This is a genomic window from Streptomyces sp. NPDC002773 (assembly GCF_040295605.1).
GTDB lineage: Bacteria > Actinomycetota > Actinomycetes > Streptomycetales > Streptomycetaceae > Streptomyces.
This window is the reverse complement of sequence record NZ_JBEOVO010000010.1, coordinates 108,020-129,041: the sequence shown is the minus strand read 5'-3', so window position 1 is coordinate 129,041 and position 21,022 is coordinate 108,020. Positions and strand designations below refer to the sequence as shown.

21 protein-coding genes are annotated in these 21,022 nt (G+C 70.7%); 14 read left to right on the top strand and 7 right to left on the bottom strand.

Annotated elements, in window-relative coordinates; genetic code table 11:
* Positions 1-72 precede the first annotated feature (72 nt).
* Together ABT034_RS15480 and meaB are read left to right on the top strand one after the other, a co-directional pair.
* Complete coding sequence (locus ABT034_RS15480; RefSeq protein ID WP_351215253.1) at positions 73-1,281, top strand: acetyl-CoA C-acetyltransferase; 1,209 nt, start codon at positions 73-75, stop codon at positions 1,279-1,281.
* A 30-nt stretch (positions 1,282-1,311) separates the two neighbouring features.
* Positions 1,312-2,268 (top strand): methylmalonyl Co-A mutase-associated GTPase MeaB, encoded by a 957-nt coding sequence (meaB, locus tag ABT034_RS15475; protein WP_351215251.1) that lies wholly within the window; start codon positions 1,312-1,314, stop codon positions 2,266-2,268.
* An 85-nt stretch (positions 2,269-2,353) separates the two neighbouring features.
* Here the strand turns inward: meaB and ABT034_RS15470 are convergent, their stop codons facing one another.
* The 4 genes from ABT034_RS15470 to ABT034_RS15455 form a co-directional block, all read right to left on the bottom strand.
* Entirely contained in the window at positions 2,354-2,830 is a 477-nt protein-coding gene (locus tag ABT034_RS15470; protein ID WP_351215249.1) for a MarR family winged helix-turn-helix transcriptional regulator, read from the bottom strand.
* 83 nt (positions 2,831-2,913) lie between these two features.
* Entirely contained in the window at positions 2,914-3,699 is a 786-nt protein-coding gene (locus ABT034_RS15465) for an AIM24 family protein (RefSeq protein WP_351215247.1), read from the bottom strand.
* Positions 3,696-4,346, bottom strand: a complete 651-nt coding sequence (locus tag ABT034_RS15460; RefSeq protein ID WP_351215245.1) for an AIM24 family protein — start codon at positions 4,344-4,346, stop codon at positions 3,696-3,698. Before ABT034_RS15460 ends, ABT034_RS15465 begins: the two co-directional genes overlap by 4 nt.
* Positions 4,346-4,984 carry an AIM24 family protein gene (locus tag ABT034_RS15455; protein ID WP_351215243.1) on the bottom strand — a complete coding sequence of 213 codons (639 nt, stop codon included), beginning with the start codon at positions 4,982-4,984 and terminating at the stop codon, positions 4,346-4,348. Before ABT034_RS15455 ends, ABT034_RS15460 begins: the two co-directional genes overlap by 1 nt.
* Before the next feature lie 119 nt (positions 4,985-5,103).
* Here ABT034_RS15455 and ABT034_RS15450 point away from each other — a divergent pair, with 119 nt between their 5' ends.
* The 4 genes from ABT034_RS15450 (at position 5,104) to glxA (ending at position 9,695) form a co-directional block, all read left to right on the top strand.
* Positions 5,104-5,448 (top strand): DUF3817 domain-containing protein, encoded by a 345-nt coding sequence (locus ABT034_RS15450; protein ID WP_351215241.1) that lies wholly within the window; start codon positions 5,104-5,106, stop codon positions 5,446-5,448.
* Complete coding sequence (locus ABT034_RS15445; protein ID WP_351215239.1) at positions 5,445-5,738, top strand: MTH1187 family thiamine-binding protein; 294 nt, start codon at positions 5,445-5,447, stop codon at positions 5,736-5,738. Before ABT034_RS15450 ends, ABT034_RS15445 begins: the two co-directional genes overlap by 4 nt.
* A 174-nt stretch (positions 5,739-5,912) precedes the next feature.
* Positions 5,913-7,730: a glycosyltransferase family 2 protein gene (locus tag ABT034_RS15440; protein WP_351215237.1), complete on the top strand. Its 1,818-nt coding sequence runs from the start codon at positions 5,913-5,915 to the stop codon at positions 7,728-7,730.
* Between the two features lie 3 nt (positions 7,731-7,733).
* Positions 7,734-9,695 carry a radical copper oxidase GlxA gene (glxA, locus tag ABT034_RS15435; RefSeq protein WP_351215235.1) on the top strand — a complete coding sequence of 654 codons (1,962 nt, stop codon included), beginning with the start codon at positions 7,734-7,736 and terminating at the stop codon, positions 9,693-9,695.
* A gap of 10 nt (positions 9,696-9,705) precedes the next feature.
* Here the strand turns inward: glxA and ABT034_RS15430 are convergent, their stop codons facing one another.
* Together ABT034_RS15430 and ABT034_RS15425 are read right to left on the bottom strand one after the other, a co-directional pair.
* On the bottom strand, positions 9,706-10,725 hold the full coding sequence (locus ABT034_RS15430) for a glycoside hydrolase family 6 protein (protein ID WP_351215233.1): 1,020 nt from the start codon (positions 10,723-10,725) through the stop codon (positions 9,706-9,708).
* 77 nt (positions 10,726-10,802) lie between these two features.
* Positions 10,803-11,795: an ArsR/SmtB family transcription factor gene (locus ABT034_RS15425; RefSeq protein WP_351215231.1), complete on the bottom strand. Its 993-nt coding sequence runs from the start codon at positions 11,793-11,795 to the stop codon at positions 10,803-10,805.
* 71 nt (positions 11,796-11,866) lie between these two features.
* Here ABT034_RS15425 and ABT034_RS15420 point away from each other — a divergent pair, with 71 nt between their 5' ends.
* The 4 genes from ABT034_RS15420 (at position 11,867) to icmA (ending at position 15,842) form a co-directional block, all read left to right on the top strand.
* A complete protein-coding gene (locus ABT034_RS15420; RefSeq protein ID WP_351215229.1) occupies positions 11,867-13,153 on the top strand; it encodes an MFS transporter in 1,287 nt (428 codons plus the stop codon).
* 9 nt (positions 13,154-13,162) lie between these two features.
* Positions 13,163-13,672, top strand: coding sequence for a MarR family winged helix-turn-helix transcriptional regulator (locus ABT034_RS15415; RefSeq protein ID WP_351215227.1), 510 nt, complete (start codon positions 13,163-13,165; stop codon positions 13,670-13,672).
* A 65-nt stretch (positions 13,673-13,737) separates the two neighbouring features.
* On the top strand, positions 13,738-14,070 hold the full coding sequence (locus ABT034_RS15410) for a DUF3817 domain-containing protein (RefSeq protein ID WP_351215225.1): 333 nt from the start codon (positions 13,738-13,740) through the stop codon (positions 14,068-14,070).
* 71 nt (positions 14,071-14,141) lie between these two features.
* Positions 14,142-15,842 (top strand): coenzyme B12-dependent isobutyryl-CoA mutase large subunit, encoded by a 1,701-nt coding sequence (gene icmA / locus ABT034_RS15405; RefSeq protein ID WP_351215223.1) that lies wholly within the window; start codon positions 14,142-14,144, stop codon positions 15,840-15,842.
* A 76-nt stretch (positions 15,843-15,918) separates the two neighbouring features.
* On the opposite strand, the gene ABT034_RS15400 is transcribed toward icmA, so the two are convergent.
* The gene (locus ABT034_RS15400; RefSeq protein ID WP_351215400.1) at positions 15,919-16,542 is read right to left on the bottom strand and encodes a TetR/AcrR family transcriptional regulator; all 624 of its coding nucleotides are present in this window, start codon (positions 16,540-16,542) and stop codon (positions 15,919-15,921) included.
* A gap of 303 nt (positions 16,543-16,845) precedes the next feature.
* Here ABT034_RS15400 and ABT034_RS15395 point away from each other — a divergent pair, with 303 nt between their 5' ends.
* The 4 genes from ABT034_RS15395 to ABT034_RS15380 all read left to right on the top strand — a co-directional run bounded on the left by ABT034_RS15395 (position 16,846) and on the right by ABT034_RS15380 (position 20,993).
* Positions 16,846-17,814: a tetratricopeptide repeat protein gene (locus ABT034_RS15395; RefSeq protein ID WP_351215221.1), complete on the top strand. Its 969-nt coding sequence runs from the start codon at positions 16,846-16,848 to the stop codon at positions 17,812-17,814.
* 577 nt (positions 17,815-18,391) lie between these two features.
* On the top strand, positions 18,392-19,060 hold the full coding sequence (locus tag ABT034_RS15390) for a DUF6230 family protein (RefSeq protein ID WP_351215219.1): 669 nt from the start codon (positions 18,392-18,394) through the stop codon (positions 19,058-19,060).
* A 108-nt stretch (positions 19,061-19,168) separates the two neighbouring features.
* On the top strand, positions 19,169-19,717 hold the full coding sequence (locus ABT034_RS15385) for a DUF6114 domain-containing protein (protein ID WP_351215217.1): 549 nt from the start codon (positions 19,169-19,171) through the stop codon (positions 19,715-19,717).
* Positions 19,707-20,993 carry a hypothetical protein gene (locus ABT034_RS15380; RefSeq protein WP_351215215.1) on the top strand — a complete coding sequence of 429 codons (1,287 nt, stop codon included), beginning with the start codon at positions 19,707-19,709 and terminating at the stop codon, positions 20,991-20,993. The genes ABT034_RS15385 and ABT034_RS15380 overlap by 11 nt, the downstream gene beginning before the upstream one ends.
* The last annotated feature ends 29 nt before the right edge of the window (positions 20,994-21,022 follow it).

Below are 21,022 nucleotides of genomic sequence, written 5' to 3'. Positions count from 1 at the left end.
ACCCGGCGCGGCGCCGCTCAGTACATTGGCGGTAAACCCTCGTTCACTTCTCATCCCTAGGGGCCGTGCCTCATGTCTGGAACGACCGGTACCACCTCAGTGATCGTCGCGGGCGCCCGCACGCCCATGGGTCGCCTGCTCGGCTCGCTCAAGTCCTTCTCGGGCGCGGAGCTCGGCGGCTTCGCCATCAAGGCCGCCCTCGACCGGGCCGGCATCGGCGGCGACCAGGTCCAGTACGTGATCATGGGCCAGGTGCTCCAGGCGGGCGCCGGGCAGATCCCCGCCCGCCAGGCCGCCGTCAAGGCCGGCATCCCGATGAGCGTCCCGGCCCTCACCATCAACAAGGTGTGTCTGTCGGGTCTCGACGCCATCGCCCTCGCCGACCAGCTCATCCGCGCCGGTGAGTTCGACATCGTCGTCGCCGGCGGCCAGGAGTCGATGACCAACGCCCCGCACCTGCTCCCGAAGTCCCGTGAGGGCTTCAAGTACGGCGCGATCGAGATGCTCGACTCCATGGCGTACGACGGCCTCACGGACTCCATGGAGGGCATCGCCATGGGCGAGTCCACCGAGAAGCACAACACCCGCCTGGGCATCAAGCGGCCCGAGCAGGACGAGATCGCCGCCCTCTCGCACCAGCGCGCCGCCGCCGCCCAGAAGAACGGCATCTTCGAGGCCGAGATCACCCCGGTCGAGATCCCGCAGCGCAAGGGCGACCCGGTCGTCTTCGCCAAGGACGAGGGCATCCGCGCGGAGACCACCGCCGAGTCCCTCGGCAAGCTCCGCCCCGCCTTCGCCAAGGACGGGACGATCACCGCCGGCACCTCCTCGCAGATCTCCGACGGCGCCGCCGCCGTCGTCGTCATGAGCAAGGCCAAGGCCCAGGAGCTGGGCCTTCAGTGGATCGCCGAGATCGGCGCCCACGGCAACGTGGCCGGCCCCGACAACTCGCTCCAGTCGCAGCCGTCCAACGCGATCCGGCACGCCCTGAAGAAGGAGGGCCTGGGCGTCGAGGACCTCGACCTGATCGAGATCAACGAGGCCTTCGCCGCGGTCGCCGTGCAGTCAATGAAGGACCTCGGCGTTACCCCCGAGAAGGTGAACGTCAACGGTGGCGCCATCGCCCTCGGCCACCCGATCGGCATGTCCGGCGCCCGTGTGGTGCTCCACCTGGCCCTGGAGCTCAAGCGGCGCGGCGGCGGCGTCGGCGCGGCCGCCCTGTGCGGCGGTGGCGGCCAGGGCGACGCGCTGATCGTGCGCGTCCCCGGCAACGGCAAGTAAGCACCCGGCTCAGGCAAGGAGCAAGCGCAGATGGTGGACGTCCCCGAACTCGTCGCCCAGGCACGGGAGGGCCGGCCGCGGGCCGTGGCCCGGCTGATCTCCCTCGTCGAGGGGGCGTCCCCGCAGCTGCGCGAGGTGATGGCGGCCCTCGCGCCGCTCACCGGCGGCGCGTACGTGGTGGGTCTGACGGGCTCGCCGGGCGTCGGCAAGTCCACGTCGACGTCCGCGCTCGTCTCCGCCTACCGGCGGGCCGGCAAGCGGGTCGGCGTCCTGGCCGTCGACCCGTCCTCGCCGTTCAGCGGGGGAGCGCTCCTCGGTGACCGGGTCCGGATGTCGGAGCACGCCTCCGACCCCGGCGTCTACATCCGGTCCATGGCGACCCGCGGCCATCTGGGCGGGCTCGCCTGGTCCGCCCCGCAGGCCATCCGCGTCCTGGACGCGGCCGGCTGCGAGGTGATCCTCGTGGAGACCGTCGGCGTCGGGCAGTCCGAGGTCGAGATCGCCTCCCAGGCCGACACCTCGGTCGTCCTCCTCGCGCCGGGCATGGGCGACGGGATCCAGGCCGCGAAGGCGGGCATCCTGGAGATCGGCGACGTGTACGTGGTCAACAAGGCCGACCGGGACGGCGCGGACGCCACCGCCCGCGAGCTCAACCACATGCTGGGGCTCGGCGAGGCACGCGGCCCCGGCGACTGGCGGCCGCCGATCGTCAAGACGGTCGCGGCGCGCGGCGAGGGCATCGACGAGGTCGTGGAGGCCCTGGAGAAGCACCGTGCCTGGATGGAGGAGCACGGGGTCCTCGCGGAGCGCCGCAGGACCCGTGCCGCGCGCGAGGTCGAGACCATCGCGGTCACGGCCCTGCGCGAGAAGATCGGCGACCTGCACGGCGACCGGCGCCTCGACGCGCTCGCGGAGCGGATCGTGGCGGGCGGCCTCGACCCGTACGCGGCCTCCGACGAACTGGTCGCGAGCCTGACGGGCAACTGAGGCACGCGGACGGACGAGTGAGGGCCTCCCCGGTCACCCGGAGAGGCCCTCACTCGTGTGCGTACGCGTCTGCGTCTATGTCAGGTCACGGCTTGCCGCGCCGTCCGCGCAGCTGCTCGGCGACCGGCTTCAGGGACTGGTGGAGGTCGCCGAGGGCGTCCCCGCCGATCTGGTCGATGAAGTGCCTGCGCACCGACTCGACGTGGTGCGGGGCGACCTTCCGCATGGTCTCCATGCCGTCGTCGGTGAGGACGGCGTACAGCCCGCGCCGGTCGGACTCGCAGTTCTCACGCCGGACGAGCCCGGCGTTCTCCATCCGGGTGATCTGGTGCGAGAGCCGGCTCTTCGACTGGAGGGTGGCCGCGGCCAGATCGCTCATGCGCAGCCGCCGCTCCGCCGACTCCGAGAGGTTCACCAGGATCTCGTAGTCGTTCATCGTCAGGCCGAAGGGCTGGAGATCCCTCTCCAGCTGGTACGTCAGCATCCTCTGGACGTCCAGGAACGTGCGCCAGGCGCACTGCTCGCCGTCGGTGAGCCACGGGGTGGCGGTCTCGGTCTCCATATATGGATTCTACCTAAGAAGTTGAATGCTTGACGAAATCTGGGAGCGCGCGTTCGAGTGCGTCACACTCCGCAGACTACCGCTCACAGACCGAAGCGACGCTGGAGGTCCCCCAGCTGGCCGGGAAGACGCGGTGCCGAGCCCGGGGCCCCCTGGCCGGAACCGTGCCCTCCGTGGCCGCCCGGAACGCCCGCCTGGGCCGGGGGCCCGCCGATCGCCCGGTCCGCCATCAGCATCTCCGTCGACTGGAGCAGCACCGTGCCCGCGCCCACGAACTCGAACTGGTGCTCCTCGCCCGAGGTGCCGCCGAGGCCCGTCAGGGCCCGTACGCCGCCCATCACGCCCGTCATGTAGCCGTGGTCGTAGTGGTGGCACGGCGACGGGCAGTCCGCCCAGCCCACCAGGGCCTGCGGGTCCACCCGCATCGGCGGCTCCATGAAGACCACGGGACCGTTCGACGCGGCCACGAACTTGCCCGTGCCGATCAGCGTCACGAAGCCCGGCACGATCGACTGCTTCAGGGCGAGCGTCGGCTGGTAGGCGAGCAGGTTCCCCGAACGGATCGTCAGGTTGCCCTGGTCCAGGTCGAACGAGTTCACGTCGAAGGCCCGGTCCGCCAGCAGCATCTTCCCGCTGCCCTCGGCCACCACCCAGTCGCTCGCGTGCAGCGGCGAGTGGAACGACGTCCGGACCAGGCGGTCCAGCCGCCCGTGCCCGATGCCGTTGAACTCGATCCGCCCGTAGTAGGCGATCATCTTGCCCTTCTGCAGGAACCACTGGGAGCCCTTCAGCTCCACGCAGAAGGTGTACGGGTTCACGTTGTCGTCCGACGGAAGGGTCGCCGGGTCGTGGATCACCGGGGTGCTCACAGCTTCTCCTCCGAGGCCTGGACGTACACCGCGCCGCTGCCGCTCAGCTCCAGCTGGAACGCCTCGCCCGAGCCGCGCCCCACCATGTCGCGCCAGCCCAGCGCGGTGGACAGCTTGTTCCGTACGTCGCCGTGGTGGGCCACGTACGCCTGCGGGTCGACGTGGACCGGGCGGCCCGGGGTGATCGGCAGCTCGATGACGCCGCCGTGGGCCATGACGGCCACCGCGCCGTGGCCCTTGAGGGTGGTCGTGAAGAGGCCCTGGCCGGTGACCTGGCCGCGGACCATGCCCATGACCCCGCCCTGCGAGCCCATGAACATCGTGCCCTGTTCGAGCGTGCCGTCGAAGGCGAGCAGCCGGTCGGCCTCCACGTACAGGGTGTCGCCGGTCAGGCCGATCACCTGGATGTGGTGGCCGCCGTGCCCGAACATCACCGTGCCGTTGCCCTCGACGGTCATCAGCGGCGTCGCCTCGCCGGCCACCCGGCGGCCGATCATCGACATCAGGCCGCCCTGACCGCCCGCCGTGTTCGGCGTGAAAGTGACGTCGCCGCGGTACGCGAGCATCGCGCCGCGCTGGCTGAACATCCGCTGCCCGGGGATGACGGTCGCCTCGACCATCTTCGAGTTGATCTCGCGGAACGGCATCAGACGTCGCCCCCGATCGTGTTCCGCTCGCTGGGCTGGACGTACACGAGTCCGTCGCCCTCGAAGCGGATCTGGAACGCCTCGCCGCCGCCCTCGCCCATGAAGGTGCGGAAGGTCACACCGGACTGGAAGTGCTGCTGGAGGTTGCCCTGGTGCGCGATGTACGCGCCGGGGTCGACCTGGAGCGGGTACTGCGGGGTCACCCGCAGCACGACCGCCGGGCCGTCGGACATGAGCGCCGCCTGGCCCGTGCCCTCGACCGTGGTCGTGAACAGGCCGTTGCCGGTGGCGCCGCCGCGCAGACCCGTGAAGGTCGTACCGGTGCGCAGCCCCGCGTCGGTGCAGAGCAGATTGCTCGCCTCGACCCAGAGCTTCTCGCCGTGCAGGCTGACGAGGTTGATCTCGGAGGCCCGGTCGGCGAACCAGCAGGTCCCCTGGCCGCGTACCTCCATCACCTCCATCTGCTCGCCGGTGAGCCGGCGGGTCACCATGCCGCGCAGGCCCTCACCGCCGCCACTCATCTTCTTGAACGCCATCTGGCCGTCGTAGGCGACCATCGAGCCGTTCTTCGCCTTGACGGCGTCGCCTGTCATCGAGACGGCGAGCACCTTGCTGCCTTGGAGTCGGAACGTTGCCACCCGTTGAAGGTACTGGGGACCCGGATAAAGAGACAGCAAAGTCGGCGTGCACAATGGACGGGCCCTTGTGCATCCGTTCACAAGATCCCGTCACACGATCGAACGAAGGTGACCCCTCCGTGGACATCAAGACCGCCTCCTCCCTCCACCGGCTCCGGCTCGTCTCCGCGCCGGAGGCCGTCTCCTTCCTGCTCCTGCTGGTCTGCTCGGTGCTCAAGCGGACGACGGACTTCAACGCGGTGCCGGTCATGGGTGCGATCCACGGCGTGCTGTTCATCCTCTACGTCCTGTTCTGGCTGGACGCCTGGAACCGCACCAAGTGGAGCTTCGGCACCGCCGCCGTGTACTTCGCCCTCTCGGTGCTGCCGTTCGGCGGCTTCTACGCCGAGCGGAAGCTGAAGCGCGAGGCCGAGGCCGCGGTCATCGCCTCCCGCGCCCGCGCGGAGAGCGCGGTGCAGGCGTGATCGTCGCGTTCTCGGTCACCCCGCTGGGTGTGGGGGAGGAAGTCGGCGAGTACGTCGCCGAGGCCGTCCGGGTCGTCCGCGAGTCAGGCCTCCCGAACCGCACCGACGCCATGTTCACCTCCGTCGAAGGTGACTGGGACGAGGTCATGGACGTCGTGAAGCGTGCCGTCGCCGCCGTGGAGGCCCGCGCGCCGCGCGTCTCCGTGGTCATGAAGGCCGACATCCGCCCCGGTGTGACGGACGGTCTGACCTCGAAGGTCGAGACCGTGGAGCGCCACCTCGGCGCCTGACACCCCGTACGGAACGAGACCCCGGCCCTGCTCCAGGACCGGGGTCTCGCGCCGTCCCGCGCCCCGGCCGGCCGTACCCGGCAAAAACCCTCACTCGGACGACTCCAGTCGACACGCCGAACGATGTCCCCTTTTGTTGGGGTATCGACACGTTCGACGACAGCTGGAGGCACCGTGCGGCCGGGAGGCTACGACTACGACACCTACAGCCGACTCGCCGGCCCGCTCACCGAACCGGACCCGGCGGCCTACACGGTGCAGTACCGAAGTCTGCTCGCGAAGGAGCCGCACCGAATACGAGCCGTCCTCCTCATGAGCCTCGCGCCGCTCCTCTCGGCGCTGCTCCTCGCCTACCTCGTCTGGCCCAGCCACTGGACCGTCCGCGAGGGCGGCGACCCCTGGCTCGTCCACCTCGACACCGCGATGCTCGTGTCGATCGGCCTCATCTGCTTCTTCATGCTGGTGAACGTCACGTCGATCGCCCACGCCACCATGGTCGCCCGCGACCCGATACCCGTGTACGCCGAGCCGGGCACCCGCGTCGCCTTCCTCACCACGTACGTCCCGGGCAAGGAACCGCTCTCCATGGTCCGCGGCACCCTCGAAGGCGCCACCAGGCTGCGGCACGAGGGGAAGCTCGACGTCTGGCTCCTCGACGAGGGCGACTCCGACGAGGCCAAGGCCCTCTGCGCCGAACTGGGCGTCCGCCACTTCACCCGCGCCGGCGTCCCCGAGTGGAACCGCAAGAAGGGCGTGCACAAGGCGAAGACCAAGCACGGCAACTACAACGCCTGGATCGCCATGCACGGCGACGCCTACGACTACTTCGCCTCCGTCGACACCGACCACGTCCCGCTCCCCAACTTCCTGGAGCGGATGCTCGGCTACTTCCGCGACCCCGACATCGCCTTCGTCGTCGGACCGCAGGTCTACGGCAACTACACCAACCTCGTCACCAAGGCCGCCGAGTCCCAGCAGTTCCTCTTCCACGCCCTCATCCAGCGCGCCGGGAACCGCTACCACGCCCCCATGTTCGTCGGCACGAACAACGTCGTCCGGATCTCCGCCATCAAGCAGATCGGCGGCCTGTACGACTCGATCACCGAGGACATGGCCACCGGCTTCGAGCTGCACCGCAGGAAGAACCCGGGCACCGGCCACTACTGGCGCTCCGTCTACACCCCCGACGTCCTCGCGGTCGGCGAGGGCCCGGCCTCCTGGACGGACTTCTTCACCCAGCAGCTGCGCTGGTCCCGTGGCACGTACGAGACCATCGTCAAGCAGTACTGGAAGGCCCCCTTCCGAACCCCGCCGGGGCGCTTCCTCAACTACACCCTGATGCTCGTCTACTACCCGATGACGGCCATCAACTGGCTCCTGGGCATCCTCAGCGGCGTCCTCTACCTCTGGTTCGGCGCCTCCGGCACCCAGGTCTCCACCTCGGTGTGGCTGATGATCTACAGCGACGCCGTCGCCCTCCAGATCTGCCTCTACCTGTGGAACCGGCGGCACAACGTCTCCCCCCACGAGCCCGAGGGCTCCGGCGGCCTCGCCGGCATGGCGATGTCCGCGCTCTCCGCCCCGATCTACCTCAAGTCGCTCGGCTCGGCGGTCCTCCGCACCCGCGGCCGCTTCGTCGTCACCCCCAAGGGCGGCGCGGCCAGCCCCGACCGGGTCCTCACCTTCCGTATCCACCTCTACTGGGCGGCGGTCCTCGTCGTCTCGCTCGCCGCCTCCGTGTACTACGGGCACACCCACGCGGCCATGCGCACCTGGGCCGCCCTCGCCCTCGTCATCGCCCTCGCCCCGGTCTCCGTCTGGGCCTGGACGACCTTCCGGGAGCGGCGTGTCCTGCGGGTCCGCGAGCACGCCCGGGCCCGCGCCCGTGCCCGCGGTCTCGCCGACGCCCGCGAAGGGGTCGAGGTCCGGGCCGCCGCCGCCCTCCCGCCCACCCCCGCCGCCCCGGCCCCCACGACGACCGGAGGGAACTGAGCCATGGCCTACCGGCCGTCCCCCAAGTTCAAGAAGACACTGCTCGGCGGCGGCGCGGTCGTCGTCCTCGCGGCGCTCAACGCCCCCGCCGCCGTCTCCTTCGCCGAGGAGAAGTACCACGCGTACAAGATCGCCCAGCCCGGCTACAAGCGGGCCTTCGGCTCCTGGGCGCCGGTGAACGTCCCCGCCCCGTACAGCGTCAACGCCATCCACGCGGCCCTGCTGCACACCGGCAAGGTGCTGCTCATCGCCGGCTCCGGAAACAGCCAGAAGAGCTTCGACGCCGGGACCTTCGACACCGTCCTCTGGGACCCGGTGAAGAACACCTTCAAGAAGATCCCCACCCCCGAGGACTTCTTCTGCGCAGGCCACACCCAGCTCCCCGACGGGCGGCTGCTCGTCGCCGGCGGCACCGCGCGGTACGAGATCCTCAACGGCGAGGTGAAGAAGGCCGGCGGCGGCATGCGGGTCAAGAACGAGAACCCCGACAAGGCGGTCACCCTGAAGAAGGGCACCGTCTTCCGTTCGCCGTCGGGGGTCGAGTACGTCTCCAAGTTCGACGTGACCGTCCCCAAGGCGAAGCGCGAGTTCGAGATCTCGTACTTCAACAGCGGCCAGATGAAGCCCTGGGAGACGAAGGTCACCGCCGCCGAGGCGCGGGTCTTCGTCGAGGCCCGCGAGGAGGGCCCGCAGGCCCTCACCACCGAGGCCGCGCAGTACGAGGTCGTCGGCCTCAAGGGCGACGCCGCCGACGACGTCTACGGCCTCGCGCAGAAGCTCACCACCGAGAAGCAGGACTTCCAGGGCATCAAGAGCGCCTACGAGTTCGACCCGAAGGCGGAGAAGTACATCCCGGTCGCCCCCATGAAGGACGCCCGCTGGTACCCCACCCTCGTCACCCTGGAGGATGGAAAGGTCCTCGCCGTCTCCGGCCTCAACGACGTCGGCGACGTCGTCCCCGGCGACAACGAGATCTACGACCCCGCCACCAAGAAGTGGTCCAAGGGCCCCTTCCGTTACTTCCCCACCTACCCGTCCCTCTTCCTCACCAAGGGCGGCAAGCTCCTCTACAGCGGCTCCAACGCCGGTTACGGCCCCGCCGAGAAGGGCCGCGAGCCGGGCCTGTGGGACCTGAAGAAGAACTCCTTCACCAAGCTCTCCGGACTCACCGACCCCGACCAGCTGGAGACCTCCGCCTCCCTGCTGCTGCCCCCCGTCCAGAACCAGAAGGTCATGGTCCTCGGCGGCGGCGGGGTCGGCGAGTCGTCCAAGTCCACCGCCCGCACCTCCATCATCGACCTCTCCAAGGACAGCCCCGTCTTCACGGACGGGCCGTCGCTCCCACAGGGCACCCGCTATCTCAGCAGCGTCCTGCTGCCCGACGACACGGTCTTCACCACCGGCGGCTCGGAGGACTACCGCGGCCGCAGCGGCAGCGACATCCTCAAGGCGCAGTTCTACGACCCGAAGGCCAACGCCTTCGCCGAGGCCGCCGAGCCCACCGTCGGCCGCAACTACCACTCCGAGGCGCTGCTGCTGCCCGACGGCCGGGTCGCCACCTTCGGCTCCGACCCGCTCTTCGACGACAAGGACAACACCAGGCTCGGCACCTTCGAACAGCGCATCGAGGTCTTCACCCCGCCCTACCTCCACAAGGCGGGCGACGACCGGCCCGTCCTCGGAGCGGGCTCGCGGGAACTCGACCGGAACGGCCGCGCCACCTTCAGGACCGAGGACGCCGACCGGATCGTGAAGGCCCGGCTGATGCGGCCCAGCGCCGTCACCCACACCACGGACGTCGAGCAGCGGTCCGTGGAACTGAAACTGACGAAGGCCAAGGACGGGTCGAGCATCACCGTCGACGTACCGAAGGACCGGACCCTCGTACCGCCCGGCTGGTACATGCTCTTCGTCACCGACGCGAAGGGCATCCCGTCCGAGGCGAAGTGGATCCAGGTGGACTGACGTACGAGGGTCAGGCCTTCGCCCTGCGCGCCAGGCCCAGGGCGTAGTCCGGCCACCAGGTCCCGGCCGCAGGGCCGCCCCGGCACTGGCCGTCCGAGTCGCCGGGCCGCTTGATCCACAGATACGCGTCGACCAGCGCGTCCCCGGTCCGGTCCGTCGGCGGTACGCCGAGGGACCGGCCCGGCGGATTGCACCAGGCCTCCGCCCGGTCACCCGGGAGGGGCCCCGCGCCGTTGCGGCTGGTGTCCACCGTGAAGTGGATGCCGCCGAGGAGCCCCGAGAGCGAGGCGCCGAAGTCGCGTACCGTCTCGTTCCGCTGGAAGTTCGAGACGTTGAGCGCGAAGCCGTCCGCCCGTGCCACCCCCGCCCGGCGCAGCGGCTCCACCAGCTTGCCCGGGTCGTCGATCCAGGCCGGGTTGCCCGCGTCCAGATAGACCCGGGTGCGCGGCTGCCGCTTGAGCCGCTCGATCGCGCCGGCGAGCAGCTCGTACCGCTCGTCGTGGTACTGGGCCGGGGTGCAGCCGTCCACGACGTGCGGGACCGCGTCCGGCTCCAGGACGACGATCGCGGAGGCCTCCCCGATCGCGGTGGCGAAGGAGTCGATCCAGGTCCGGTAGGCCTGGGCGTCGTGCGAGCCGCCCGCCGAGTACATCCCGCAGTCGCGGTGCGGGATGTTGTACGCGACGAAGACCGCCGTACGGTCCTCTGCCGCCGCGCCCCGGACCGCCCGGGTGATCTCCGGTACGGGATCGTCGCCGGCCGGCCAGTCCGCGACCGGCCGGTCCGCGATCCGCTTCAGGACCCGGGCGTCCTCGGTCCTGCCCTGCGCCTCGTACTGCCGGACCTGCTTGGCCGCGTCGCTCTCCGGGTCGACCCAGAACGGGGAGCCGCTCGCGGGGGCGGCCGCGGACGCGCTGCGCGTGGACGGCGGGCCGACGGGGCCCTTCCGGGGCTCGTCCTCGCCGCACCCGGCCAGGAGCAGCGCGGAGACGAGGGTCAGGGCGACGGCGGTGACGGTGCGGCGGGACATCCGGCCCCCAGGGTCGGGTACGGGACGGTGTACGAAACGTAGGTTCCACGACATTCCGGGCCATCGTGGCACGGCAGTCAGCCGCTTCCGGTCTGCGACACCGCGATCCCCAGCGGGGTCCGCTCGTACAGCACCTGGTGGCCGTACCGCCGCGACGCGAGCAGCCCCGCGTCGCGCAGCACCGACAGATGCGCGGAGACGGTGGAGGGCGCCCGCCCCAGGAGGTGGGCGAGCGCCGTGGTCCCCATCGGCTCGGCCAGGGCACACAGGACGTCCGCGCGCACCGGGCCCAGAAGCCGCCCGAGGACCTCCGGCGTCCGGTCCCCGGGCTCCGCCCACAGCCCGCCGATGCCCCGCGCCGGATACGCCACCGTCGGCTGCCACGGCGGATCGAAACCGCTCACCACGTCGGGCCAGGTGAACACCGACGGCATGAGGACGAGCCCCTGGCCGTCCAGCGGGCGTACGTGCTCCCCGTGGTAGTCCACCCGGAGCGTCGCGGTCTCCGCCGCCCAGTCGAAGGCCGGGTGCAGCTCGGTGAGCAGCCGTTCGAGGCCGCCCTCCGCGAGCCGCCGCGAGTGGTACGCCACGTCCGCCTCCAGGAGCGCCCGGAGCCGGGGCCACTCGGGCGCGACCAGCGCGTCCCACGCGGCCTGGAGCAGATCCGCGAGCCGCCCCACCGCGCCGGCCGGATCGGCGAGCATCCGCCGCCCCTCGGGTGTGGCGGCCGCGCCCGGCGTATCGGCGAGCGCCCGCTCGAAATCGCCCAGGGCGAGGGCGGGATCGGTCTCCCGTACGGCGGCGATCTCGCACGCGAAGGTGGCGGCGGGTCCGAGCGGCGGCGGGTAGAGGAAGTCCGGACTGTGTCCATGCAGGGGCATCAGCAGGTGCAGCGGCCCGAGATCGAGCCCGCGCGCGGCGCCCGCGATCCGCCGCAGCCACGGCAGGTGGTACCCCTGCTGCCGGGGCCGCGCGAGGACCCGTACGGCGGAATGGGTCTCCCAGAGCGGCGAGACCGCGAACCGGATCCGCAGGGGATCGCCCTCACCGAAGTGCAGGTGGTACGGCACGGACCCCCCGGAAGATTCGCCTGGACCCGAAAGTCTAGGACCCGCCGGCCGACGGCGGCAGTCTGCGCACCATGCCGCCGCACGACTCCGAGCCCCTGGCCCCGCCGGTTCCCACCCCCGTCGACGCCCCCGCCCCCACCCCCGCCCCCGCCCGTCCCGGGTACCGCGCCGTCTTCCGCGTACGCGAGTTCCGGGTCGTGTTCGTGGCGCATCTGTTCTCCCTCCTCGGGGTCGTCGTCAGCGAGCTCGCGCTCACCGTGCTCGTCTACGACCTCACCCGCTCCCCGCTGCTCTCCTCCCTCACCTTCGCCCTCGGCTTCCTCCCGTACCTGATCGGCGGCACCCTTCTCGCCGGTCTCACCGACCGGCTGCCGCCCCGCCGGATCCTCGTCGTCTGCGACCTCGTGTGCGCCGGCTGCGTCGCCCTGATGGTCGTCCCCGCCACCCCCGTCGCCGTCCTGCTCGCGCTGCGCTGCGCCATCGCCGTCGTCTCGCCCGTCTTCAACGGCACCCGCATGGCGACACTCGCCGACATCCTCGGTGAGGGCGACCTCTTCGTCCTCGGCCGTTCCCTCCTGCGGATCGTGTCCCAGAGCGCCCTCCTCGCCGGTTTCGCCGTGGCCGGCGTCCTCCTCACCGTCGTCCCGCCGCGCGGTGCCCTCGGCGTCACCGCCGCCACCTTCCTCGTCTCCGCGCTGCTGCTCCGCCTCGGCACCGCCCGCCGCCCCGCCCGCGCCGCCACCGCGAGCGGGCTCGGCGGCACCTGGGCGGTCCTGCGCGACCGGCGCGTGCGCGCCCTGATGCTGATGTTCTGGGTGCCGCCGCTCTTCGCCGTCGTACCGGAGGCGCTCGCCGCGCCGTACGCCGACGAGATCGGCGTCTCCACCGCCGCCCTCGGTCTGCTCATGTGCGCGTTGCCCGTCGGCACCATCGCCGGCGAGCTGTGCGCGGGTGCCTTCCTCAGCGCGGCGACCCGCTCCCGGATCGTGCTGCCGCTCGCGGTGACCGGCGTCCTGCCCTACCTGCTGTACGCCCCGCGGCCCGGCGTGGCCCTCGCGACCCTCGCCCTCTTCCTGGCCGGCGCCACCGGCGCGTACACCCTCGGGCTCGACGCCCGCTTCGTCGCCGCCGTCCCCGAGGAGCAGCGGGGGAGAGCCATGACCCTGATGACGGCGGGCATGATGACCGTCCAGGGCGTCGGAATGGCCGGTGCCGGACTCGCGGCCGAGTTCGCGTCCGTCCACACGGTCGTCGCGGCCACCGGCGTCATCGGCACGCTCTGCCTCCTCGCCGCCGCCGGCGAGGTGCGGGCGACCGAAAGGCGAGACGGGGCTGACCGCCATATGACCAGTCGGTAAGGTCGACGCGTGCCGAAGCCGCTCAGTCTCCCCTTCGACCCCATCGCCCGAGCCGACGAGCTCTGGCAGAAGCGCTGGGGCCCGGTCCCCTCGATGGCCGCGATCACCTCGATCATGCGCGCCCATCAGATCCTCCTCGCCGAGGTCGACGCCGTCGTCAAGCCGTACGGGCTGACCTTCGCGCGGTACGAGGCCCTGGTGCTGCTCACCTTCTCGAAGGCGGGCGAGCTGCCGATGTCGAAGATCGGCGAGCGGCTGATGGTCCACCCCACCTCGGTGACGAACACGGTGGACCGCCTGGTGAAGTCCGGTCTCGTCGCCAAGCGCCCCAACCCGAACGACGGCCGCGGCACCCTCGCGACCATCACGGACAAGGGCCGCGAGGTCGTCGAGGCCGCGACCCGCGACCTGATGGAGATGGACTTCGGCCTCGGCGCGTACGACGCGGAGGAGTGCGGCGAGATCTTCGCGATGCTGCGCCCGCTCCGGGTCGCGGCGGCCGACTTCGAGGAGAACTAGGCCCTCGCGCCGCGAGAGCCGACCCGCGCGAAGATCGCCCGGAACGTGCCGTTACGCTCGACGGCATGAAATCCAGTGTGTTGACCCGTTACCGCGTCATGGCGTACGTGACCGCCGTCATGCTGCTCGTGCTGTGCACCTGCATGGTCTTCAAGTACGGGTTCGACATGGGCGAGGACGTGACCTTCGCGGTCTCCCAGGCCCACGGTGTCCTCTACATCATCTACCTGGTCTTCGCCTTCGACCTGGGCTCCAAGGCCCGCTGGCCGTTCGGCAAGCTCCTGTGGATCCTGGTGAGCGGCACGATCCCGTTCGCCGCGTTCTTCGTCGAGCGCAAGGTCGCCGCCGAGACGCTTCCGCTGGTCAGCGGCGCGCAGCCGGCTCCGGCCAAGGCGTAACCCCGGGCCCCGCACCGATGTGCGGGGCTTTGCCATCGACATTTACTAGGACGTCCTAGTAAATTTGAAGCATGGACGCTGACGCGATCGAGGAAGGCCGCCGTCGCTGGCAGGCCCGTTACGACAAGGCCCGCAAGCGCGACGCCGACTTCACGACGCTCTCCGGGGACCCGGTCGAGCCCGTCTACGGGCCCCGGCCGGGGGACACGTACGAGGGGTTCGAGCGCATCGGCTGGCCCGGCGAGTACCCCTTCACCCGGGGCCTGCACGCGACCGGCTACCGGGGCCGGACCTGGACCATCCGCCAGTTCGCCGGCTTCGGCAACGCCGAGCAGACCAACGAGCGGTACAAGATGATCCTGGCCGCCGGCGGCGGCGGCCTCTCCGTCGCCTTCGACATGCCCACCCTCATGGGCCGCGACTCCGACGACCCCCGCTCCCTCGGCGAGGTCGGCCACTGCGGCGTCGCCATCGACTCCGCCGCCGACATGGAGGTCCTCTTCCAGGACATCCCGCTCGGCGACGTCACCACCTCGATGACGATCTCCGGCCCCGCCGTCCCCGTCTTCTGCATGTACCTGGTCGCCGCCGAACGCCAGGGCGTCGACCCGGCCGTCCTCAACGGCACCCTCCAGACCGACATCTTCAAGGAGTACATCGCGCAGAAGGAGTGGCTCTTCGAACCCGAGCCCCATCTGCGCCTCATCGGCGACCTGATGGAGCACTGCGCGCAGGGCATCCCCGCGTACAAGCCGCTCTCCGTCTCCGGCTACCACATCCGCGAGGCCGGGGCGACGGCCGCGCAGGAACTCGCGTACACCCTCGCGGACGGCTTCGGCTACGTGGAGCTCGGCCTCTCCCGCGGCCTCGACGTCGACGTCTTCGCCCCCGGCCTCTCCTTCTTCTTCGATGCCCACCTCGACTTCTTCGAGGAGATCGCCAAGTTCCGCGCCGCCCGCCGCATCTGGGCCCGCTGGATGAAGGAGGTCTACGGCGCGAAGACCGACAAGGCGCAGTGGCTCCGCTTCCACACCCAGACCGCCGGCGTCTCCCTCACCGCCCAGCAGCCCTACAACAACGTCGTACGCACCGCGGTCGAGGCCCTCTCCGCCGTCCTCGGCGGCACCAACTCCCTCCACACCAACGCCCTCGACGAGACCCTCGCGCTCCCCAGCGCGCAGGCCGCCGAGATCGCCCTGCGCACCCAGCAGGTCCTGATGGAGGAGACCGGCGTCGCCAACGTGGCCGACCCGCTGGGCGGCTCCTGGTACGTCGAGCAGCTCACCGACCGCATCGAGGCCGACGCCGAGAAGATCTTCGACCAGATCCGGGAGCGCGGCCGCCGCGCCCACCCGGACGGTCAGCACCCGATCGGCCCGATCACCTCCGGCATCCTCCGCGGCATCGAGGACGGCTGGTTCACCGGCGAGATCGCCGAGTCCGCCTTCCAGTACCAGCGGTCCCTGGAGAAGGGCGACAAGCGGGTCGTCGGCGTCAACTGCGCCCACGGATCCGTCACCGGCGACCTGGAGATCCTGCGGGTCAGCCACGAGGTCGAGCGGGACCAGGTCCAGACCCTCGGCGCGCGCAAGGCCCGCCGCGACGACGCCGAGGTCCGCGCCGCCCTCGACGCCATGCTCGCGGCGGCCAAGGACGGCTCGAACATGATCGCCCCGATGCTGGACGCCGTACGGGCCGAGGCCACGCTCGGCGAGATCTGCGACGCCCTCAGGGACGAGTGGGGCGTCTACACGGAGCCGCCCGGCTTCTGATCCGGCGGTCACGGACCTGACGGACTTCAGGGGCGGTACGGGAACTCCCGTACCGCCCCTGACGCGTACGTGGCCTTCAGTGGGCGAGCGCCCCCAGGCCGCCCACCAGGAGCGCGGAGAGGCGCGCCACCCACGGCTCGTCCACCGGCTCCGCGCTCACCAGGGCGCGGTGCACGACCGCGCCCGCGATCACGTCGAAGATCAGGTCGTCGGTGGCGTCCACCGCGGCCGGGTCGCGGTCCGCCGGAAGCTCGCCGCGCCGCTGCGCCCGGATCCGGCCCTCCAGGACGAGCCGCTTCTGCCGGTCGACGATCGAGGTGCGTATCCGCTCGCGCAGCGGCTCGTCGCGGGTCGACTCGGCCACGACCGCCATCAGGGCCGTCTTGGTCTCGGGGCGTTCCAGGAGGGCCGCGAACTGGAGGACGACGTTCTCGATGTCCGCCTGGAGGGAACCCCGGTCGGGCAGTTCGAGTTCGTCGAAGAGGACGGCGACGGCGTCCACCACGAGCTCGTTCTTGTTGGCCCAGCGGCGATAGAGGGTCGTCTTCGCAACCCCGGCGCGCCCGGCGACGTCTCCCATCGTGAGCTTGGACCAGCCCAGCTCGACCAGGGCCGCGCGGGTCGCCTCCAGGATGGCCGCGTCGGCCTCGGTGGAGCGGGGACGCCCGGTACGGCCGCTCGGGCGGGTGCGGCTACACATCGGCGGCATGGACGACATGGACGTCGACCATACCCGCCGGTACGTACGGCGCCAGGGGCGGGGCGTGTGAGGCAGTTCACGACGGGGGGCTCCCCTCGGGCCCCCGCCTCCAGTTACGCTACGACCTGTAGCGAAAGGCATTGAGCGGCCTGAGCGACAACCACTGCGCCGGGTGGGGACCCGGTGCGAAGCGACGACGAGAACCGTGTCGCCCCACGTCTCGCACACCGGCGGGAGACGTGCGGACGGCACGGTTCAGCCATGGCTTACCGGTTACGCGCGCGGAAGGGGGAGGATGTACGCATGCAGCCCCGAAACATGTCCATGAGCGGCGTCGTCGATCTCGCCGCGGTGAAGGCGGCCGGAGAGGCCAAGGCGAAGGCGGAGCAGGTGCGCGCCGAAGCCGCACGACAGGGTGGCTCCGCGGCGGTGTCGCCGTCCGCCCTGGTGATCGATGTAGACGAGGCGGGCTTTGAGCGCGATGTGCTCCAGCGCTCCGCCGAGGTCCCGGTCGTCCTCGACTTCTGGGCCGAGTGGTGCGAGCCGTGCAAGCAGCTCGGCCCGCTCCTCGAACGGCTCGCCGTCGAGTACAACGGCCGCTTCCTCCTCGCGAAGATCGACGTCGACGCCAACCAGATGCTGATGCAGCAGTTCGGCATCCAGGGAATTCCGGCCGTTTTCGCGGTGGTCGCCGGCCAGGCGCTGCCGCTCTTCCAGGGCGCGGTGCCCGAGGCCCAGATCCGCGAGACCCTCGACCAGCTGATCCAGATCGGCGAGGAGCGCTTCGGTCTCACCGGGATCGCCGTCGACGCGGGCGCCTCCGAGGGCGGTTCGCCGACCGAGCTTCCCGCCGGCCCGTACGACGCGCTCCTCGAAGCGGCCCTGTCCGCGCTCGACGCGGGTGACCTGGCCGGCGCGGTCCAGGCGTACAAGAACGTGCTCGCCGACGACCCGGCCCACCCGGAGGCCAAGCTCGGCCTGGCCCAGGCCGAACTGCTCGCCCGGGTGCAGGACCTGGACCCGGCCGCCGTCCGCAAGGACGCCGCGGAGAACCCGGCGAACGTCACCGCCCAGATCGCCGCCGCCGACCTCGATCTGGTGGGCGGCCACGTGCAGGACGCCTTCGGGCGCCTCGTGGAGACCGTGCGCCGCACGGCGGGCGAGGACCGGGACGCGGCGCGGCTGCGGCTCCTGGAACTGTTCGAGGTGATCGGAGTGGACGACCCGAGGGTCACGGCCGCGCGCCAGGCGCTCGCCCGCGTGCTGTTCTGAGGCCTGCCCGGCCCGAATTGGCAGCGCAGTGACAAATGGCAGCCGTGATTTACCAAATCTTGGTAATCACGGCTGCTGTTACTTGCAGTAAGTCGGCCCCCGTCTTCTGTCCGTATTCATACGGCGATCTCCCGACATTCCCGCGCACGCGAACGTACCCTCTGTGCCCGTTCGGTCCCATGCCGCCATGGCCCGGTTACTCGTCCGTTACCAGTCAGTAACGAGCCCCCTTGTGTCACGGCGCGGAATGGACCACGATCGGCGACGCTCGGTCCGAACCGCACCACCCCGGCAACCACCGGGACCGCGGCGAAGGTCCCCACCGGGCGGACCGGTGTTCCGGCACCGGTCGTGGACAGGGGGGTTCCCGATCTCACCGAACGGGGCCTGTCCGATCAGGCCGCGCTCAAAGGCGTGGCCCATGGTTGTCGCTCGGGGGTGATCGCCGGTGATTTCGGACGCGCATCGCGCCGCCTGATGCCTCGGCGCTCTCCTTCCCGAGGACGTAGCTCTTCTCCCATCCCGGGACGGGCCCCCGGCCCTTCCGGAGATGTACGTCCGAGAAGGAGGAATTCTCATGCAGTCCCAGGTTCGTGGCGGAACCAGATGGAAGCGGTTCGCCGTCGTCATGGTCCCGAGTGTGGTCGCGACGGCCGCGATCGGTGTCGGGCTGGCTCAGGGCGCGCTGGCCGCGTCCTTCGCCATCTCCGGCCAGGAGTTCAAGGTCTCCACTGACAGGCTCGAGGGCACCGAGTTCGTCCAGTACGGCAGCGTGGCCAAGGGGCACACCCTGGAGGGCGAGAAGTTCGGGGCCCCTGTCGCGGTCTCCGGCTTCAACACGGCCAAGATCACCAACATGTGCCAGTCGGTCGTTACGCCGGTTCTGGGTCTCGGTGACATCACCCTCCGCCTGGAGGCCGGCGCCAAGGCCGCCAAGTCCGGCAGGGACGAGGACAAGGTCCTGGCAGAGGAGCTGTACCTCGACGTCTCCTACCTCGAGGCCGACGCAAAGTTCGATCAGATCGACATCGGCGTCGCGGCGGGCTCGCTCCCGAAGTACGAGGGCGGGCAGGGCATCCAGCCCGGCACCGAGGCCAAGGAATTCGGCTTCGCCCAGCGCGCTAAGTCCGTCGAACTGACCGGGGTCAGGCAGAAGGCCTGGGCCACCACGGCCGCGACCTTCAAGCTCCCCGACCTGAAGCTGTCCCTGCACCGGGGCACTTCGAAGGAGTGCTTCCAGGGCTGACCAGGCCCTGAAGGTGCGGGCCGCCCCGGCGGCCCGCACACTCTCCGGGGCCCCGCCCCACTTCTCTCCACCTCTTTCTCAGCAACACCGCTTCCAGGAGCTGTTTCCATGAGCGCCGAGTCCCCTGCCTCCCGCGAAGTCCACCAGGACAATCGGTTCAAGGTCTGGCGGCAGACCCGGCCGTTCTGGGCCGGACTGTTCACCCTCCTCGGTGGTCTGCCGATCGCCTACCTCCCTTACGGGGACATGCGACTCGGCAATATCACCCTCGCGATGAAGACGACCGCCGGATCCAGCGCGCTGATCATCGGCGTCCTGCTGGTCACGCTCGGCCTGACCATGTGGTTCCACTCCATCGTGCGCGTCTTCGCTGGTGTGGCGTCGATCATCCTGGGGCTGGTCTCCATCCCGGTGTCGAACTTCGGCGGTCTGGTCATCGGGTACTTGCTCGCCCTCGTCGGCGGCGGCATGTCCATCGCCTGGGCGCCCGCGCCACCCGTCGAGGAGGCACTCGACGCCGAGGACGACGGCGAGCGGAAGACCTCCGCCGAGGCCGACGGCGTACTGGCCGCCGGCGTCCCGGCGCAGCGCGAGGCGGAGCACCACACGACCGAAACGACGATCGACGCCAACGGCGGGAGGAACAGTGCGGGGTGACGAGACTCAGCCGGCGCTCGCGAAAGGTGGCCCGCGGCACGCGGCCCCGCGCAAGTCGCTGCTGAACAGGATCCAGGGCCCCGCGGGCAAGGCGATGGCGCTGGCCGCCATGCCGACCGCGGTGTTCGTGGGCATGGGCCTCACGCCCAAGATCGCCCTCGCCGACGACAAGGACATCCCCTTCGCGCCCGGCCCTTGCGTGACCCGCTCGGACGAGCCGGTGACCGAGGAGACGACGAAGCCCGCCGAGACGACGAAGCCCGCCGAGACGGCGAAGCCGACCCCGTCCGCGACCCCGTCCGCCACCCCTTCGACGACCGCGACGGCCACCCCGAGCGCCACCGCCACGCCGACGCCGACCGCGACGGAGACCGGGCAGGCGACGACCCAGCAGACCCAGGAGCGGGCGAAGGCCACCGCCGCGCCGACCGCCACGCCCACACCCGCGCCGACGCCGACGAAGTCGGTGAACCCGCTGGACCCGCTGGGCGTGGGTGACGCGCTCAAGGACCTGTTCGACGGCCCCGACCCGGAGCCGACGGTCACGCCCACCACGACGGCCCCGACGACCCAGCCCCCGGCCGAGCCGGCGACGACCCCCGACGCGCCGAAGCCGACGACCACCGCTCCGAAGGCGAAGGCGACCGTCGACCCGGCCGCCGAGAAGACGAAGGCCGCGATCGAGAAGGCCGCCGAGAAGGCGGGTGTCACGGTCGAGGAGCTGCCGGAGAGCGCCAAGGGCCTCGACGCCAAGAAGGACGAGGACATACCCGAGGGCGCGAAGCCCCGCTTCCCGTGCCCCGAGCCCGACCCCGAGGCGCTGGCGGCGGCCGAGCTGGAGCCCGGCCTCCCGCTGCTCCCGGACGAGCCGTGGCGCCTGGAGAGCTCGTGGCTCAAGCTGTACGGCCTGAAGTACCACGGCATCGTGGAGGTGAAGACCTACGGCGGCACGATCAAGAAGGTGCTGAAGTTCACCGCGTCCAAGGTGGACATCCACGACCTGCACCAGATGACGGTCCACTCCGACGGGTACACGGCGCACGTCCGCTCCAGCAAGAAGGACGAGTCGACCATCCGCAACGGCACGGTGACCATGTACACGGAGGAGCTGAAGGGCAACCTCTTCGGCCTCTTCCCCGTCACCTTCAGCCCGGAGACCCCGCCCCCGGTGGACGTCCCCTACGCCGAGTTCACCAAGGTGAAGCTGAAGCAGGCCGGCCAGTTCGGCGGCACCCTCAGGGTCCCGGAGCTCCGGAACACGATCGAGCCCGACTGATCCCCGTACCCCTCATGGCGAAGCCCCCG